At 69.7% G+C, this 14,846-nt stretch carries 17 protein-coding genes and 1 pseudogene; 9 read left to right on the forward strand and 9 right to left on the reverse strand.

What is annotated here, in order from left to right:
* Positions 1 to 62 precede the first annotated feature (62 nt).
* Complete coding sequence (locus AB0E02_RS10065; RefSeq protein ID WP_362137520.1) at positions 63 to 827, forward strand: Clp protease N-terminal domain-containing protein; 765 nt, start codon at positions 63 to 65, stop codon at positions 825 to 827.
* A 146-nt stretch (positions 828 to 973) separates the two neighbouring features.
* On the opposite strand, the gene AB0E02_RS10070 is transcribed toward AB0E02_RS10065, so the two are convergent.
* On the reverse strand, positions 974 to 2,611 hold the full coding sequence (locus tag AB0E02_RS10070; RefSeq protein ID WP_362137521.1) for an APC family permease: 1,638 nt from the start codon (positions 2,609 to 2,611) through the stop codon (positions 974 to 976).
* 804 nt (positions 2,612 to 3,415) lie between these two features.
* Between AB0E02_RS10070 and gntA the strand changes: the two genes are divergently transcribed.
* The 3 genes from gntA to AB0E02_RS10085 all read left to right on the forward strand — a co-directional run bounded on the left by gntA (position 3,416) and on the right by AB0E02_RS10085 (position 5,559).
* Complete coding sequence (gene gntA, locus AB0E02_RS10075; protein ID WP_362137522.1) at positions 3,416 to 4,168, forward strand: guanitoxin biosynthesis heme-dependent pre-guanitoxin N-hydroxylase GntA; 753 nt, start codon at positions 3,416 to 3,418, stop codon at positions 4,166 to 4,168.
* Positions 4,169 to 4,275: 107 nt separating this feature from the next.
* Entirely contained in the window at positions 4,276 to 4,968 is a 693-nt protein-coding gene (locus AB0E02_RS10080) for an RraA family protein (RefSeq protein WP_362137523.1), read from the forward strand.
* A gap of 51 nt (positions 4,969 to 5,019) precedes the next feature.
* Complete coding sequence (locus AB0E02_RS10085) at positions 5,020 to 5,559, forward strand: DinB family protein (protein WP_362137524.1); 540 nt, start codon at positions 5,020 to 5,022, stop codon at positions 5,557 to 5,559.
* A gap of 138 nt (positions 5,560 to 5,697) precedes the next feature.
* Here the strand turns inward: AB0E02_RS10085 and AB0E02_RS10090 are convergent, their stop codons facing one another.
* Positions 5,698 to 6,561 carry a calcium-binding protein gene (locus AB0E02_RS10090; RefSeq protein WP_362137525.1) on the reverse strand — a complete coding sequence of 288 codons (864 nt, stop codon included), beginning with the start codon at positions 6,559 to 6,561 and terminating at the stop codon, positions 5,698 to 5,700.
* A gap of 177 nt (positions 6,562 to 6,738) precedes the next feature.
* Between AB0E02_RS10090 and AB0E02_RS10095 the strand changes: the two genes are divergently transcribed.
* Positions 6,739 to 7,137, forward strand: coding sequence for a DUF3662 domain-containing protein (locus AB0E02_RS10095; protein ID WP_362137526.1), 399 nt, complete (start codon positions 6,739 to 6,741; stop codon positions 7,135 to 7,137).
* A 569-nt stretch (positions 7,138 to 7,706) separates the two neighbouring features.
* The gene (locus AB0E02_RS10100; protein WP_362137527.1) at positions 7,707 to 8,207 is read left to right on the forward strand and encodes an RICIN domain-containing protein; all 501 of its coding nucleotides are present in this window, start codon (positions 7,707 to 7,709) and stop codon (positions 8,205 to 8,207) included.
* Between the two features lie 57 nt (positions 8,208 to 8,264).
* On the opposite strand, the pseudogene AB0E02_RS10105 reads toward AB0E02_RS10100, so the two are convergent.
* The 4 genes and pseudogenes from AB0E02_RS10105 to AB0E02_RS10120 form a co-directional block, all read right to left on the reverse strand.
* A pseudogene (locus AB0E02_RS10105) lies at positions 8,265 to 8,411 on the reverse strand (TetR family transcriptional regulator); the annotation flags it as partial.
* 116 nt (positions 8,412 to 8,527) lie between these two features.
* A complete protein-coding gene (locus AB0E02_RS10110; protein WP_362137528.1) occupies positions 8,528 to 9,061 on the reverse strand; it encodes a hypothetical protein in 534 nt (177 codons plus the stop codon).
* 171 nt (positions 9,062 to 9,232) lie between these two features.
* Positions 9,233 to 9,949, reverse strand: coding sequence for a 1,4-alpha-glucan branching protein (locus AB0E02_RS10115; RefSeq protein ID WP_362137530.1), 717 nt, complete (start codon positions 9,947 to 9,949; stop codon positions 9,233 to 9,235).
* 103 nt (positions 9,950 to 10,052) lie between these two features.
* Positions 10,053 to 10,742, reverse strand: coding sequence for a hypothetical protein (locus AB0E02_RS10120; protein ID WP_362137531.1), 690 nt, complete (start codon positions 10,740 to 10,742; stop codon positions 10,053 to 10,055).
* 18 nt (positions 10,743 to 10,760) lie between these two features.
* On the opposite strand from AB0E02_RS10120, the gene AB0E02_RS10125 reads away from it, so the two are divergent.
* Both AB0E02_RS10125 and AB0E02_RS10130 read left to right on the forward strand, forming a co-directional pair.
* Positions 10,761 to 11,357, forward strand: a complete 597-nt coding sequence (locus AB0E02_RS10125; RefSeq protein WP_362137532.1) for a hypothetical protein — start codon at positions 10,761 to 10,763, stop codon at positions 11,355 to 11,357.
* Entirely contained in the window at positions 11,347 to 11,856 is a 510-nt protein-coding gene (locus AB0E02_RS10130; RefSeq protein ID WP_362137533.1) for a hypothetical protein, read from the forward strand. Before AB0E02_RS10125 ends, AB0E02_RS10130 begins: the two co-directional genes overlap by 11 nt.
* On the opposite strand, the gene AB0E02_RS10135 is transcribed toward AB0E02_RS10130, so the two are convergent.
* Positions 11,802 to 13,238: an FG-GAP and VCBS repeat-containing protein gene (locus tag AB0E02_RS10135; protein WP_362137534.1), complete on the reverse strand. Its 1,437-nt coding sequence runs from the start codon at positions 13,236 to 13,238 to the stop codon at positions 11,802 to 11,804. The genes AB0E02_RS10130 and AB0E02_RS10135 overlap by 55 nt on opposite strands.
* 308 nt (positions 13,239 to 13,546) lie before the next feature.
* Between AB0E02_RS10135 and AB0E02_RS10140 the strand changes: the two genes are divergently transcribed.
* On the forward strand, positions 13,547 to 13,786 hold the full coding sequence (locus tag AB0E02_RS10140; protein ID WP_362137535.1) for a hypothetical protein: 240 nt from the start codon (positions 13,547 to 13,549) through the stop codon (positions 13,784 to 13,786).
* Between the two features lie 24 nt (positions 13,787 to 13,810).
* Here the strand turns inward: AB0E02_RS10140 and AB0E02_RS10145 are convergent, their stop codons facing one another.
* Positions 13,811 to 14,101: a hypothetical protein gene (locus AB0E02_RS10145; protein WP_362137536.1), complete on the reverse strand. Its 291-nt coding sequence runs from the start codon at positions 14,099 to 14,101 to the stop codon at positions 13,811 to 13,813.
* Between the two features lie 221 nt (positions 14,102 to 14,322).
* Positions 14,323 to 14,787, reverse strand: a complete 465-nt coding sequence (locus tag AB0E02_RS10150; RefSeq protein WP_362137538.1) for a hypothetical protein — start codon at positions 14,785 to 14,787, stop codon at positions 14,323 to 14,325.
* Positions 14,788 to 14,846 lie beyond the last annotated feature (59 nt).

Below are 14,846 nucleotides of genomic sequence, written 5' to 3' on the forward strand. Positions count from 1 at the left end.
CGGATCCAGCCATCGTCAACCACGGGTTGACACCCTTCGCGCTGTCAACCTACGGTTGTCACATGACGAATCCAGGCGGACCCACCCATCCCGTACGCCTCGACGACCTGATCGAGGCCATCAAGAAGGCCCATCCGGACGCCCTCGACCAGCTCACCGACGCGGTGATCGCCGCTGACCACCTCGGCGACATCGCCGATCACCTCATCGGCCACTTCGTGGACCAGGCCCGGCGTTCCGGCGCCAGCTGGACGGACATCGGCAAGAGCATGGGCGTCACCCGCCAGGCCGCCCAGAAGCGGTTCGTGCCGAAGACGTCGGGCGATTCGGACCTCGACCCGAGCCAGGGCTTCAGCCGGTACACCACGCGGGCGAGGAGCGTCGTGGTGGCCTCCCAGAAGGAGGCCCATGCGGCGGGCAACGGTGAGATCGGCACCGTGCACCTCGTCCTCGGGCTGCTCGCCGAACCCGATGCGCTCGGGGGGAAGATGATCCTCGACCAGGGCGTGTCACTGGACGCCGTCCGGGAGGCGGCGACGGCGGCCCTGCCTCCGTCCGGTGGACCGGTCCCCGCGCTCATCCCGTTCGACGCCGAGGCGAAGAAGGTCCTCGAACTCACCTTCCGCGAGGCCCTGCGGCTGGGCCACAACTACATCGGCACCGAACACATCCTGCTGGCACTGCTGGAGCACGAGAACGGCTCGGGACTGCTCACCGACACGGGCCTCAGCAAGGCCGCGACGCAGGAGCGCGTGGAAGCCGCCCTGGCGGTGCTCAAGGGGGTGCAGGGAGCAGCGGCGGACGAGCAGGAGAAGGCGGACGGATAGCGGGATCCCGGCCTCGGCATCCTGACGAGGAAAAGCAGAGGCCGGCGCGGAAGCCGCCGGACGCCCACGCGAAGGCCGAGGGGCCCGGCCGGAAATCCGGCCGGGCCCCTCGGCTCCTGGTCGTTCAGGTGGAGGATCGAGTGCGGTCAGTGGCCGCCCTCGTCCACGACCGCGACCTCCTCGATGTTCTGCTCGATGGCCTCGGTCGAGACCGCGGTGCTGCGGGCCCAGTAGTAGATGCCCAGCGCGAACGCCGTGACGAGCACCATGTCCCACCACATCGGGATGTGCCCCTGGCCGCCGAAACCGCCCTGCCAGGCGATGAGGCCCATGCCGATCAGGTAGACCGGCAGCCACTGGGCGGCCTTCCAGTCCAGCCGGGGCGCGTTCGGCAGCTGCTTCTTCGTCGCGTACCAGGCGTAGCTGCCGAGCAGCACGTACCCGAGGATGATCGCCCAGCCGAGCCGCTGCAGGGTCTCCCAGCCGGCCCAGTAGATGATCAGGCTGGCCACGACGAAGGACAGCGGCGAGATGATGTTGCCGCCGGGCAGGCGGTACGGACGCTCGCGGTTCGGCAGGCGGTCACGGAAGACACCGAACGCGAGCGGGGCACCGGCGTACATCAGGACGCTCGCCGAGGTGATGAAGGAGACCAGCTCCTGCCAGCTCGGGAACGGCAGGAAGCAGATCACGCCGGTCAGGAAGGAGATGATCAGGCCGAACCACGGCACACCGCGCTTGTCGATGCGCTCGAACAGCCTGGGGGCGTAGCCGTTCTTGCTCAGGCCGTAGGAGATGCGCGAGGTGGAGGTGGTGTAGATGAGGCCGGTGCCGCCGGGGGACACGATGGCGTCCGCGTACAGGACCCAGCCGAGCCAGCCCAGGCCGATGACGGTGGCCAGACCGGCCCACGGGCCGCTGATGCCGACGTAGTCCAGCTTGGCCCAGCCGTGCGCGAAGGAGGCCAGCGGCAGCGCGCCGATGTAGACCACCTGCAGGAGGGTGTAGATGACGGCGCCGATCACGACCGAACCGATCGTGGCGCGCGGCAGGTCACGCTTGGGGTTGCGGCTCTCGCCGGCCAGCTGGATGGCCTGCTCGAAGCCGAGCAGCGCGAAGATGATGCCGCTGGTGCTGATGGCGCTGAGGACGCCCTTGGCGCCGAACGGTGCGAAGCCGTGCGAGGTGAAGTTGTGCGGGTGGAAGTTGGTCGCCGCGATGACGAAGATCGCCCCGAGGGGTACGGCGATCTTCCACCAGGTGGCGGCGCTGTTGGTGTGGGCGAGGACCTTCACACCGAGGAAGTTCACCGCGACGAAGATCGCCATCAGGATGACGGCCACGATGAAACCGCTGGTGGTGAGGGTGCCGTTGGCATGCAGGAAGCCCTGGGCCCAGGACCAGTGACCGGCGTACCCGATCATGGCCTCGACCTCGATGGGAGCCACGGTCGCGGCCTGGAGCCAGGAGAACCAGCCGAACGACATGCCGGCCAGGCCGCCGAAGGCGTAGTGCGGATACCGCGCCGTACCGCCGGCCACCGGGAAGAGTCCGCCGAGTTCGGCGTGCACCAGGGCCAGGAGCACGATCGCGACCGCGCCGATGGTCCAGGAGATGATCGCGGCCGGGCCGGCCACGACCACGGCCTTCTGGGCTCCGTACAGCCAACCGGAGCCGATGATCGAACCGACCGAGGCCCACATCAGGCCGATCAGTCCCACGTCCCTGCGGAGGGAGCCCGGATCGCGTGTCTTCAGGGGAGCGATCTGGTCAACGCTTGCCATAGGAGGCCTTTCAAGACAGGGCTGGCCGAAAAGTTGCCTCAGATTAGAGAGCATTCAGAGCCCTGCAAAGAGCCGTTGACTGAATAGTTACATTCGGCGGAAATGCGTGCCCGATACAGAGATTTAGCGTCAGGCCATTCGGGCGGCACGGGGCGCCCAGTTGAGCCTCACAGCGCCCGCGGCACACCGGAGAGCTACCGGCCGATTACTCATACGGGCCGGAAATTCTAGAATTCGAGTTGGCGAAAATTTGAACATTCACGGCGGATAAATTGGCCTGGCAGGTATTGCTCAGAGTCGGCGTTCGGGGTAGTTGCGGCGGGATGGGAGTGGGGAGCCACCCCCTCGGTGGATACGACCCGGACGGGCGGTCCTGCCGGCCCTTGCGCTCATCACCGCAAGCGATCACGACATGCCGCCCGGCGGAATACCGAACCCCAACGCCCTTACGATTTCGGCAAGTTGCTGCACGCCGCACCCACAGCCCCACGGAAAGGCCGCACCGACTTCACCTCAGGCCGCCGCACAGACGCTTCCCATGACCGGACGGGGCTGCCCGTCCTGAGGCTGGATGCCGCCATGAGCCACAGTTTGTCCGCTTTAGGTATTGCCCAGGGGACTCGTACACCTCAGTGTCGATTCGGTCAGCCGTTGATCACGTCCCGGGAGGGCGGCGATCAGCAGCCACGGTGCCCAGCGCTCCCCCACCGGCACGCCGACGGCACCCCTGAAGCAGGGGACGCATCCGGGCCGCCCGCACCGCTGACATCAAGCGCTCACATCCAGCCAAGGCAAGGTCTCACGATGACTGAACCCGATACCGCCCTGCGCAGCACCGCAGCCATACGCAGCCAACTGGACCGCTTCATTCAAACCCGGGAGTTCAGCTGCCTGGGTGCCCGTGCCGCACTGAAACGCGACACCATCACACACCGGCACTACCGAAGAATGGGCGACGAAAGGTCGGCCCGGGAGAATTACCGCGACCTCCTTGAATATGTGGAGACCGTGCGGCCGCTGCTGTCGGACCGGAGCTTCCGTACGTTCGTCGCGACGTTCGACGAGCCGGGGACCGTGGACGAGCTCACCTACGAGGGGCTCATATGGCGGCACCTCCAGCTCATGCATGACCTCGACAGCCGCACCTTCGGGCTGGACAAGGGCGCCTCGTCCGATCCCCGCACCCCGAACTTCGGATTTCACACGGGCGGCCACGCGTTCTTCGTCGTGGGAATGCACCCGGGCGCGTCCAGGGCGAGCCGTCGCTTCTCGACGGCGGCGATCGCTTTCAACTCCCTGGCGCAGTTCATGCTTCTCGGTGAGAAGTTCTACTCGATGCAGGGCGCCATTCGCCGGCGCGAGACCACGAACAACGGTTCCGTCAATCCGAGCTTCACCGAGTATGAATACGAGCAGCCCGCACGGCACTTCTCCGGTCGGTTCACGGAGCAGGACTGGACGTGTCCGTACACCTCGCGGCACGCACCGGCGACCGAGGACTTCACCGAGGGACTGCTGCAGCACGGGGCCCAGCACGGCGCCCCGCGCGGCCGATGAGCCAGGAGGGCCGGCCGGCACTCCGCACCACGGTCCGGCGTCGGCGCGTAGAGTCCCGGCCGGTAAGAGATCTTGAAAGCCGCACGTCAGAGAGCGGGGATCACACCATGTTGAGTACCTTCACCGACCTGTCCACCCCACTGGTGGCCGACGCATGCGTCCGCCATGGCGTACCGCTGCGTCCGGCACCGGCCGGTATCGCCCCCGTCGTCCCCGGTCAGCGGGTCGCCGGCCGCGCGTTGCCGGTGCGGCATTACGGCAGTGTGGACGTGTTCCTGGAGGCCTTCGCCCAGGCCGAAGCGGGCGACGTACTGGTCATCGACAACGGCGGGCGGACGGACGAAGCGTGTATCGGGGACCTGACGGTCCTGGAGGCCGAAGCGGCGGGGGTGGCGGGGCTGGTGGTGTGGGGCCTGCACCGCGACACACCGGAGTTGGTGGACATCGGCCGCCCGGTGTTCAGCTACGGCGCCTGTCCCCCCGGCCCGGTACGGCTCGACGAGCAGGAGTCCGAGGCGCTCACGACGGCACGGTTCGGGGAGCACCTGGTCGGCCGCGACGACCTGGTCTTCGGTGATGACGACGGTGTGCTGTTCCTCGCCGCCGAACACGCCGACGAGGTGCTCGCCACCGCACACGAGATCCGGCGGACCGAACGCGAACAGGCCCGCAAGATCCGCGCCGGTCAGACCCTGCGCCACCAAACGGCCTTCGACGACTACCTGGCCCGCCGCGCCGCCGATCCCGCCTACACCTTCCGGCAGCACCTCCGCCGCATCGGCGGTGCCATCGAGGAGTGATCGAGGAGCGGGAGGAGGCTCTGCCCTGCCCCCTGTGCGAAGGTGTGGTTCATGGTCATGACACCGGACGGACGCACCGTACCGCCACCGCTCGCCGATGAACGCGCCACGTTGGAGGCCTGGTTGGACTTCCACCGCGCCACGCTCCCCCTCAAGTGCGAGGGGCTTGACGATCGGCAACTGCGGGCGGCCTCGGTGCCGCCGTCACCGATGACGCTGCTGGGCCTGGTGCAGCACATGGCGGAGGTGGAACGCAATTGGTTCCAGCGGGTGTTCGCCGGCCAGGAGGTGCCCGCGGTCTTCGCCGATGACCACGGCCAGGGAGCGGGCGACGGCTTTGCCCTCCTTCCCGGGCGCGGGATCGACGAGGCGCTGGCGGCCTGGCGGGCGGAAGTCGCCCGGAGCCGCGAGCTGCTCGCGGGCCGTTCCCTGGACGACTCCGGCCGGCTCTCGGAACAAGAGGCCGGCCATGTCGGCGGCCAGGACGTGTCGTTGCGCTGGATCCTGGTCCACATGATCGAGGAGTACGCGCGCCACAACGGCCATGCGGACCTGCTCCGGGAGCGCATCGACGGCGTCACGGGGGCGTGAGCGGCAGCGGGACCCGACTCCACGGCCCCGCACCAAAGAGTGCGGGCGGGGCGGCCGACAAGCGGCCGCCCCGCACCTGTGTCCCCGGCTTCACCTCGGCGAGTCACCTCGCGCGGCCGGGGACCTCACCTCGGCGTGTTACTTCACGTCGACGTAGTCGCTCGTGGACGTGGCCACCGACGACGTCGGCGTGCCGGCGAAGACGTAGCGCCAGTAGCCGTCGGCCGACGCCTTCACGGTCGTCTTCAGGTTGCCGCGGCTGTCCGACGTCACGGTCTTGACGGTGCTGTAGCTGCTGGCGCCCTGCTTGCGGAACTGCAGCTGCACGGACTGGTTGCCGTACCCGCCGTACGTGTCGGTGTCCCAGTTCGCCCGGGTCAGGGCGCCGGTGACGGTGAGGGTCGCACCCGCCTTCACCGGCTCGGGCCCGGCGTTCGTGGTCAGCTTGGAGGCACGCTTCACCCAGCCGGACTTGTAGGTGTCCTTGATGGTGTAGTCGCCGTCCTTGCCCACCGCGGCCGCGTAGACGTGCCACCTGCCGGCGAGGAGGTTGCCGTAGATCGTGGAGGCGGGGTCGGCGACCAGGGTGACCGAGCAGGTGGAGGTCGTGGCGTTGACCTGCTTGCAGCTGCCGTGGTCGGTGCCCGGGGTCATGGCACCGTCCACACCGGTCTTGGAATCCAGGTCGGTGCCGTGCCACAGGAAGGCGTAGCCGTCGTAGATGCCGGCCGGGTCGGTGGCGGTGACGGAGACGGTGTACGTCTTCTTCAGGCTGGTGCCGACCACGATGTCCTTGCCACCGTTGACGGTGACGTTCGTGATCTTGGTGTCTCCCTGAGCGTCGTCCGCCCCTGCTACGGCGGGGGACTGGGCGGCGAACGTCGAGAGCTGCGCCTTGGCGGCGCCTGCGCCCGGGGCGTCCGCGGCCTGTGCGGCCGGGATCGCGAGGGCGGATATGGCCAGGGCGCCGGACAGTGCGGCGGCAGTGGCACGAATGCGCATGTGTTCCTCGAATGAGAAAGGGGAACCGCCGGCGTGGAAGACGCCCGGCGGGACCCGGATCGGTCGTGGAGTCCACTGACTCCGATCACGAGACCCACGAAGGATGTGAAGGGTTGTGCGTTCACCTGGAGTTCTTGTGTCCGCATGTCCACGGCGCTCGCGGGCACGCGCCCTCCCATGGGACTTCTGAAGCAGATGGAACAGGTAGTGGAGGACTGCGAGAGCGCGCTGATCGCCAAGATCACCGGGAACGATCCCGTCGAACTGTGCGACGACCTGCGGCGTGAATGCGACGACCACGCGATCGTCTGCAGCCAGCACCGCGTCCTCGTGCCCAATGAGTACACGGTCGAACTCGCACCCGAGGTCCATGACGAACTGGCCGCGCAGGGCGGCCAGATAGGCCAGCGACTCACTGACGTCCTGGCGCAGCACGCCGCACAACACGACTACGAGTGGGCCGGCCCGCTCGCCGTCCACGTCACCGCGGCGCCCGTGCCGAACGGCCGCTACCGCATCACCAGTTCGGCGCGCACCCACATCCCCGCGGGTGCCCTCGGCCCACGGACAGGCTGACCCCGCGCGGACACCTCCCCCTCCCCCCCGGGCGCCCGTCCTTCGCGCCCGGCAGCTTTACGCCGACACCTGCGCCGATGTCACGCTTTGCCGGGATCCGGCCACGTACGCCGTCGCCGTCGCGCACCGTTTCGCGCCGAAGGACGGGTTTCGCCACCCCTCACGCACGCCCTGATGACGACGCAACCGTCGGAGCAAACCTCCCTCCCGGGCAAGGAAACCAGCGGGCCGCCCCCGCCCCCGTAGCGGCCGCCCTCTATCCTCTCCCGTCCGGCACCGCATACTGACGACCGAGTACTGGCCGGAAATTCTCCGCATTCGGCCGAACCGGCCGGCATGCCGTACGGACGGCCTTCGGACAGGCCGAACGACCCCTTGCCGTAAAGCCCCTACTCTGGGAATGCAATTCCCTTGAAAGGGAAACCGCTCGGCCTATTCGACGTCCGGAACTCGGCTTCCGGGCGGGCAGCGGACAGCCATAGGTTCCTTTCCGAGGCACATGCCTTGGGAAAGTGCACAACCAACCTTTTCGCGTGGCGCGCACAGCGTCACCAGGTCAGGAGGAGCCCGTGGCAAGTCGCAAGGCCATCGCCGCCGTTCTGTCCGCATCCGCCCTGCTGAGCGTGGGTCTGTTGGCCACCGGCAGCGCCCAGGCGGCGACCGTCCCGACGATCCGGCCGGACGTGCGGTACACGTTCCAGAACGTCGGCAGCGACCGCAACCTCGACGCCTTCGGAAACGACACCCTCAAGTCCTGGACTCCCGACATCTCCGGAACTCAGGACTTCTTCTTGAAGTCCGGAAGGTTCCAGGGTTACCAGCTGGAAAGCGCCATCCACCCCGGCCGGTGCGTCACGGCCAAGGCCATCGGGCAGCAGATCGCACTGGAGGACTGCAATTCCGGAATCCAGGCGCAGTACTGGGACTACGCGAACAGAGACGAGGGCTCGGCCCTCATCAGCCGTAAGTTCGCGAGGGGTTGCATCGCCGATGCCGGAAATCGCAGCGCGGTAGCCCTCGCACCGTGCACCGGGTCCGACGACCAGCGGTGGATCCCCTTGATCGGCTGAGCCCGCGGCACCATCTCAACCTGGCGGGGCGGCGGATCCGGCAGCCTTCCCGCTCCGCCAGGCGTTCAGCGCCATGCCGGCGGCCATCCGCGGGTACAGGTCGGTGTCCGCATCGAGGTCCAGGCGATCCGCCAACTCCGCCGACAGGTCGTCGCGCCACTGAGCCTGACGCTCCAGAAAGCGCGCGTAGAGGGCGGGCGGCCTGCGCCGACCCTCGCCCCCCGTACCTCGAAGCCGGCCGCCGCCCGCAGGATACGGGCGACGGCCGGCGTCACATGATGAACAGGACAAGCGAGGAGCGAGCAGCCGCGAGCGGCGGATCAGACCTTGCTGAAGCACAACGTGTAGCTGGCGGTGTGCCGGCCCACGTACTCGATGCCGTAGTCCCACTTCGGCCCGCACTTCTGGGCGGGCCCGTCCAGCCGCTCGCCCAACTTGTACTCGGCATCGGCGGAACCGCAGTCGACGATCAGCGTCACCGGCTCGCCCTGGGGGTCCTTGATCTTGACGCAGTCGCCGATCTTGGGGTTGTACTTCTTGTCCGCCGCCTCGCGCCGGGCAACCCGATCGGCCTCCTCCTTGGCCTTACCGCCGTGGGGATTGGTGTTGTAGTCCCACACGTACCAGGCCCCGCCGCCGAAGATGGCCAGAATGACAACGGCGGTGATGAGCCCCCGCAATGGACTGCGCTGCGGCGGCCGCTGGGGACCGCCGGGGGGCTGCGGGTGTCCGTAGGGCTGCTGTCCGTACGGCTGCTGTCCGTAGGGCTGCTGGACCGGCTGCGCATAGCCGTACTGCTGGTGCGGCGGCTGGTTCTGGTACGGCGGCGGTGCGGACATTCCGGGGTCCCCCATGGTGGACTGCTCGACTGAGGCTGAAGATCAACGGGATGTTGACCGGGGCAGGCTACCTGCCGCGACCTGCACGGCGGGCATCAGTCCCCCTCCGGATGAGCCTTCTGCCGCTCTGGGCCATATGGGCGGTCGGCCCGGCACATACGGGTTGTCGGTCCACCGCAACTCCCCCTATGCGGTGGTGCGGTCCGGCGCACCGTCATGGACGGTGACGAACGGTCCGTGTGCTGTGGTGCCGTCGGGCAGCTTCCAGCCAGCGGTGACGTGCCCAATCACCTCCGGTTCGGAGGGAGTTGAATCGTCCTCACGGTGCGGCTGGAGTACGCGATGGATGGCGAGGGTGAGGCGCCCGCCGGGCTCCACGGCCACGAGGGCGTCGGTGCCGCGCGGTCCGTTGAGCACGTCCACGAGGGTGAGCGCGGCCGACCCGCCGCCGCTGACGCTCGCCTCCAGGGCGGCGGCGGTGAACGATGCGGTGACGGACGGGTCGACGGCGTCGCTCGCATTCTGGTCCTGGGCCTGCGCCTTGCCGGCGATGAGGGCGAAGAGTTGGGCGATCAGGACCGGGTCGTGAGTGCCGTCGTAGATCCAGCGGCGTCCCAGCACCCCGTGCTCCGTGTTCCCGACGAGCGCGTGCGCACTGCCCTCCAGCGGGGCGCCCCGGTAACTGAGCGGTACGTGGTACGTGACCGGCCGGTCGCCGGATGCATCGGTGAGGGCCATGAATTCGAGGCCGACCTCACCGTCCGGATCGTCGAGCCGGAATCCCCCGGCCTTGGTGAGGTCCGGCGCGCTCCCGGTGCCGAGGTACCAGGGCTGCGTGGGCAGCCATGAGGTGAGCAGCTCCAGTTTGCCGGGCTTGAGTGTGGTGTGGTGGACGACGGCCATGGTGCCTCGGTCCCTTCTCGGACTTCCCCAGGGTTTCCCCCTGTTGCGGCCATCTTGCCAAGACGGAAAGCCCGCTGTCGGAGGCACCGGAGAGAGGGCGTTACTACGATGTGGGGGCGGTGGGTCGTTCGTTCGGGGTGAGGTTGAGGGCGACGAGGGGGCTGGGGCGGATGGAATCGGTGCGGGGGACCGACGGTCGTGCTGCGGGCGGGCAGGGCGTGGGGGCCGGGGCCGGCGGGGGTGGCCGGGGCGGGGTCCCGGTGCGGGAGGTGGTCCGGGAGGTCGTCGGTGAGGTTGCGCCGGACGAAGTCGTCCTGGTCGAAGGGCTGTTGAGGATCGACGACGAGCGGGCCGTGGCGCGGCTGAGGGGGCGGGGACGGGCCCGGGAACCTCTCGGGTTCGGGGTGCAGGAGCTCATGGCGCTGGTGACGCCGGTGGTGTGGCTGGCGTTGGACGAGGCGGCGCGGAAGGTGGCGGGCGCGGCCGTCGAGAACGTGGGCCGCCGGTCGAAGGCGTGGCTGCGCAGGGTGGCGCGCCGGCCCGCGGCGGTCAGGGTCGTTCCCCCGCTGACGGCGGAGCAGTTGGAGTCGGTACGACAGCGGGTCCTGGAGCTGGGGGCGGAGAGCGGGCTGGCGTCGGAGACGGCGACCGCGCTGGCCGAGCGGGTGGTGGCGCGGCTGGTGCTGCCGCCGCCGCAAGGGCAGTTGGCGCAGGACGGCGGGGACGGCAGGGACGGCGGGTCCGGGGGGCCGGGGGGTTCTGGGGATCGTTCGCCGCGTTGTGGCGGACGCATCCCTCCTGGGACCGGCGGGTGGCGTCGCTCAGCGATCCGCGGGAGCTGTTCGCGCCCCACGCCGGCACCCTCTTCGTCGCCGGTGCCACGTCGACGATCGTCGGCGACCAGCTGACGGACCTGTTGCCGGGCGTGCGACAGGGGTGGGTGCTCGGGCCGCTGACGGCCCTGCTCGCGGGCCTGATCGCGGCGATTCCGGGCGTGGCATTGTGGCGCGGTGTGGCGCGGGCGGTGCTGACCGGCGGGCGGGTGCCGTCGGGGCTGCGTGCGGGGTGGTGGCTCGGAGTGGGGCTCGTCGTCGGCGAGTTGCTGATGAGCACGACGTCCGGGAGCACGCGGTGGCTGCCGCGGCATCCGGAGGCGTTCGTCCTGCTCATCGTGATGGGCGTGGACATCCTGTGCTGGACGGCGCAGTACGCGGAGCTGTCGGTGCGGTCGTGGCGGGGACGCACGCTGCGTCCGGCGATGCTGCTAGGGCTGGCGGCGACCTGGGCGGTGTTCGCCCTGTGGTACGCCTGGTGGCAGTCCGACGGCCATGTGCTGACCATGGGGTGGGCGTACTCCGGGACCGGTATCCGGGAAGCGCTGGAGCACGAAGCAGCTGGTGCCCCGTGAGGCGATCCCGGCCGCCTCGCCCCAGGTCCTCGGTGCGCAGACGGACGCCTGGCTCCGGCTGGGCGGAAGGAACCTCACCGGGCGCTTCGGGGCCGAGGTGCTGGGGATCGTCACGGTGCTGCAGGACAAGTCGGCGCTCACCGACCGCGGTTTCGCCGCCCGCCGGATCCGTCCGCACTGCATCGCCGTCGAGCAGGTCGTGACGGAAGCCGGGCGCTACTTTCCGCTGCCGGACCCGCGGGCCCAACAGCGGTGGGCGCAGTTGCAGCGGCGGGGCGGGCAGGCGGGCGCCGGCTGCCGGCGGGCGATCGCCGAGGGCCGGTTCCGGGTGTTCACGAAGGCCATGCGGGACTTCCTGGACATCGGCGAGGCCACCACGGAACTGCTCGGCCTCATCGCGGCGCAAGCCGCCCCCGGGAGGCCACCGGCAGCCGGCGGGCCGGCTCAGCCCTCCAGCGGCACGCCGAACCGTACGGCGGGAGCGGCCGGAGCCCCGTAGTAGGCCGAGCCGGTGCCGGTCAGGCCGGCCGGGCTGCCGGGCAGGCGCCAGACCATGCCGGTGCCGTTCTCGCCGTCGGCGGTCACGGCGAGGTCCGCCCGGGTGTCGTGGTCGGTGTCGGTGAGCAGCAGGGCCGCGCCGAAGCGGTCGCCGGACTCGGCGGCGCCGGGAACTCCGGGGCTGTCCTGGGTGTACATCTGCGCCCCGGCCGTCGTGAGTCCGTCGGGTGAGCCGCGCAGTACGGTCACCGCGCCGGCCGATTTCACGGCCACCGTGCCCGAACCGAGCGTCTCCCCGGGGGCACCGATCACGAGGTCGCCGATGCGGTCGCCGTCCACGTCACCGATGGCGAGCGCCCCGCCGAAGGCGTCCTCGGGCTCGGACGTGCCGGGGACGCCCTCGGTGTCCTGGTCGACGGAGAGCGTCGGGCGCCCGGTGCCGGGGCCGGCTGCCGCCCCGTAGACGACGGTCGCCCGGCCGCCCACACCGCCACTGCTGCTGTCCTCGCCCCGGCTGCCGACCGCGAGATCGGCCCGTCCGTCGCCGTCGAGGTCGCCCGCGGTGAAGGCCTTGCGGCCGGCGAGGTGTGCGCCGTCCGGCAGGCCGGGCACCACCTTTCCGGCTGCCAGCCCGTCCGACGCCCCGGCGAACCACCAGATGCCGGAGGAGGTGTCCGCGTCGTTCTCGGGCTGGGGATTCGCCTCGGCGAGCAGATCGGCGCGGCCGTCGCCGTCCATGTCGGCGGACCGTACGGCGTCGATCCACTCGCTCCCTTCGGGGAGCCGGTGCACGGTGACGCCACCGTTCGCACCGGTGCGGGTGAACGGGCCCTTGAGCAGCCGCACTCCGCCCTCGTGGCCGACGGCCAGGTCCGGGTGGCCGTCACCGGTGAAGTCCGCGGCGGCGAGGGTCGCGCCGACCGCGCTGTACGGGCCCTCGGGGTCCGACGCGCCGGTCGGCAGGGGCGTACCGCCGGACAGGCCGGACGGTCCGCCCCACAGGATCGTCACCGAACCGGCCTCCCAGGGGCCGGTGCCGACCACCTCGTGCGGGATGCCGACCGCGAGGTCGCTGAAGCCGTCGGCGTCGAAGTCCGCCGCGGCCAGGGCCCGGCCGAAGCCGTCCCCGTCCTCGTTGTGGCCCGGTACGCCCGGCGACTCCTGGTCGAGGACGGCTCGTGCAGAGCCGAGGCCGCCGGCCGCGCCGTAGAGCACGGTGATCCGGCCCGCCCCGCCGTCCGAGGCGGCCACCACGTCGCCGTGGCCATCACCGTTGAAGTCACCGCGGAGGCCGGGCGTGGCGGCGGTGGCCGGGCCGGCGTCCAGGGAAACCAGGCCGGCCGCGAGCAGTACCGAGCAGGCCGCCGAGGCGAGCGTGGACATCCTGCGTCCGGCGGGACGGACGGCGTGGGCCGGGCTCGGGCTGTTCCCGGGGGGCACCGTCGGCCCCGCCTCCCTCGACGTCCTGGTCGCTCCGCCGATGTGCTGCACGCTGGGCATGGCAGGTCCGTTCTCTGCGCCGGGAGCCCGTGGTCCGGCGGGTTCCCGAGGTGTCTTTGCCCAGGGAGACAGTTCAGCCCCCGGAGGGGTTGTGGTGATCGTGGAACCGGACCGACGGCGGCGCCAGGCGTCATAAAGTGTGAGTTTCGCGACCGCGGTTGCCATCGGGCCGCGCTGTCGTTGAGAACGGCATGACCAAAATGAACCGTACGTTCGCCGCCCTGCTGCTGGCTGCCGGGGCCTCGGCCGCCGTCCATCCTGCCGCGAACGCCTCGCAGACGGACCGTCCGCTGCTGTTCAGCGTGGACGAGGAATTGGCCAAGCTGAATCAGCTGGGGCCCAACGGGAAAGTGGCCCGGGCGGCGACCTCCCTCACGTCGGTGTTCCAGCTGCTCACCCCGGTCAGCCGGGTGCTGAACAAGGGGCAGTAGTGGGCACGGCCCCCTCGTCCGAGGTCAGACGACGTGATCGGCGACGGAATAGATGAGGTAGGCCGAATACGCGATGAGCACCAGGCCCCAGAAATAGGCACTGGGCTGTTCGTGCCGGATGTTCCACATCTTCTTCAGGCAGCCGACGGTGGCCAGAATGCCGAGAAGTCCGACGGCCGCGGAAATCCAGAAGATGACCGGGCGGTCGGCGGCGAAGCCGGTACCGATGTTCGCCACGATGAACAGCAGTACGGGCCAGGTGTGGTTCAACGGCGATTCGTCGGTTCCGGAAGCCTGCTGTGTTTCGTGCGCCATGGTTGCTCCTCGGTTACGTGGGCGGGCGGGCGGTGCCGGCGTCCGGGGGTCGGCGGCGAGTGTGGGAAAGGCCCGCCGAGGGTGTGTCCGGCGACCAGTGGCCTTCCGCTAACTCGCTGCCATGGAACGGGAATTGGTGGATATACGGCGTGCGCCCCGGGTCGCCGGAGCGTACCAGGGGCGCACGTCGTTCAGCCTGGGATTCCGCTAGCGGCGGGAATTCACAGGATGATGTCGATCAGCCACTCGATGGCGACCTTCGTGGAGATGATGCCGCCCAGCGTCAGCGTCTTGCGGATCCACTTCGGAAGCTTGTTCCACTGCTTGGTGAAGTAGCCCTTGCCCTTCTTCGCCCAAGAGATGAGCTTCTTCTGCCAGCTCTTCGGCAGGCGCTTGAAGGCGGCCTTCAGGGCCTTCTTCCTCAGCTTGTCGATGATGCCGTGCGGCTTGACCTGGCTCGCGCCGGTCTGCGCGGCGGTGCTGGCGCCACCGGTCTTGGCCGCGGCGTCCGCGAGCTGCTGCGACAGGTTCGCCGGCAGGACGGTGCGGGCCTGGTCGACGGTGAGGGTCTGCACGGCGGCGGTGCGGGCCGGGGCCTCGGTGGCGGCGGACGCGGCCGGCGCGGCGACGCCGAGGGCCACGGCGGCGGTCAGGGCTGCTGCGGTTATTCGCATCTTGTTGCGCATGAAGACTCCTCAAATCAACGGTGCGGTACGGCCGTACCCGCAGGTGGTCCGGAAGCGGC

This window comes from Streptomyces sp. NPDC048196 (assembly GCF_040652715.1).
Lineage (GTDB): Bacteria > Actinomycetota > Actinomycetes > Streptomycetales > Streptomycetaceae > Streptomyces > Streptomyces siderophoricus.

Bases quoted from the DNA above. Each gene is read 5' to 3' on its own strand.
- AB0E02_RS10065 (WP_362137520.1), top strand. From the start codon at position 63: ATGACGAATCCAGGCGGACCCACCCATCCCGTACGCCTCGACGACCTG.
- AB0E02_RS10070 (WP_362137521.1), bottom strand. From the start codon at position 2,611: ATGGCAAGCGTTGACCAGATCGCTCCCCTGAAGACACGCGATCCGGGC.
- gntA (WP_362137522.1), top strand. From the start codon at position 3,416: ATGACTGAACCCGATACCGCCCTGCGCAGCACCGCAGCCATACGCAGC.
- AB0E02_RS10080 (WP_362137523.1), top strand. From the start codon at position 4,276: ATGTTGAGTACCTTCACCGACCTGTCCACCCCACTGGTGGCCGACGCA.
- AB0E02_RS10085 (WP_362137524.1), top strand. From the start codon at position 5,020: ATGGTCATGACACCGGACGGACGCACCGTACCGCCACCGCTCGCCGAT.
- AB0E02_RS10090 (WP_362137525.1), bottom strand. From the start codon at position 6,561: ATGCGCATTCGTGCCACTGCCGCCGCACTGTCCGGCGCCCTGGCCATA.
- AB0E02_RS10095 (WP_362137526.1), top strand. From the start codon at position 6,739: ATGGGACTTCTGAAGCAGATGGAACAGGTAGTGGAGGACTGCGAGAGC.
- AB0E02_RS10110 (WP_362137528.1), bottom strand. From the start codon at position 9,061: ATGGGGGACCCCGGAATGTCCGCACCGCCGCCGTACCAGAACCAGCCG.
- AB0E02_RS10115 (WP_362137530.1), bottom strand. From the start codon at position 9,949: ATGGCCGTCGTCCACCACACCACACTCAAGCCCGGCAAACTGGAGCTG.
- AB0E02_RS10120 (WP_362137531.1), bottom strand. From the start codon at position 10,742: ATGCGTCCGCCACAACGCGGCGAACGATCCCCAGAACCCCCCGGCCCC.
- AB0E02_RS10135 (WP_362137534.1), bottom strand. From the start codon at position 13,238: ATGTCCACGCTCGCCTCGGCGGCCTGCTCGGTACTGCTCGCGGCCGGC.
- AB0E02_RS10140 (WP_362137535.1), top strand. From the start codon at position 13,547: ATGACCAAAATGAACCGTACGTTCGCCGCCCTGCTGCTGGCTGCCGGG.
- AB0E02_RS10145 (WP_362137536.1), bottom strand. From the start codon at position 14,101: ATGGCGCACGAAACACAGCAGGCTTCCGGAACCGACGAATCGCCGTTG.
- AB0E02_RS10150 (WP_362137538.1), bottom strand. From the start codon at position 14,787: ATGCGCAACAAGATGCGAATAACCGCAGCAGCCCTGACCGCCGCCGTG.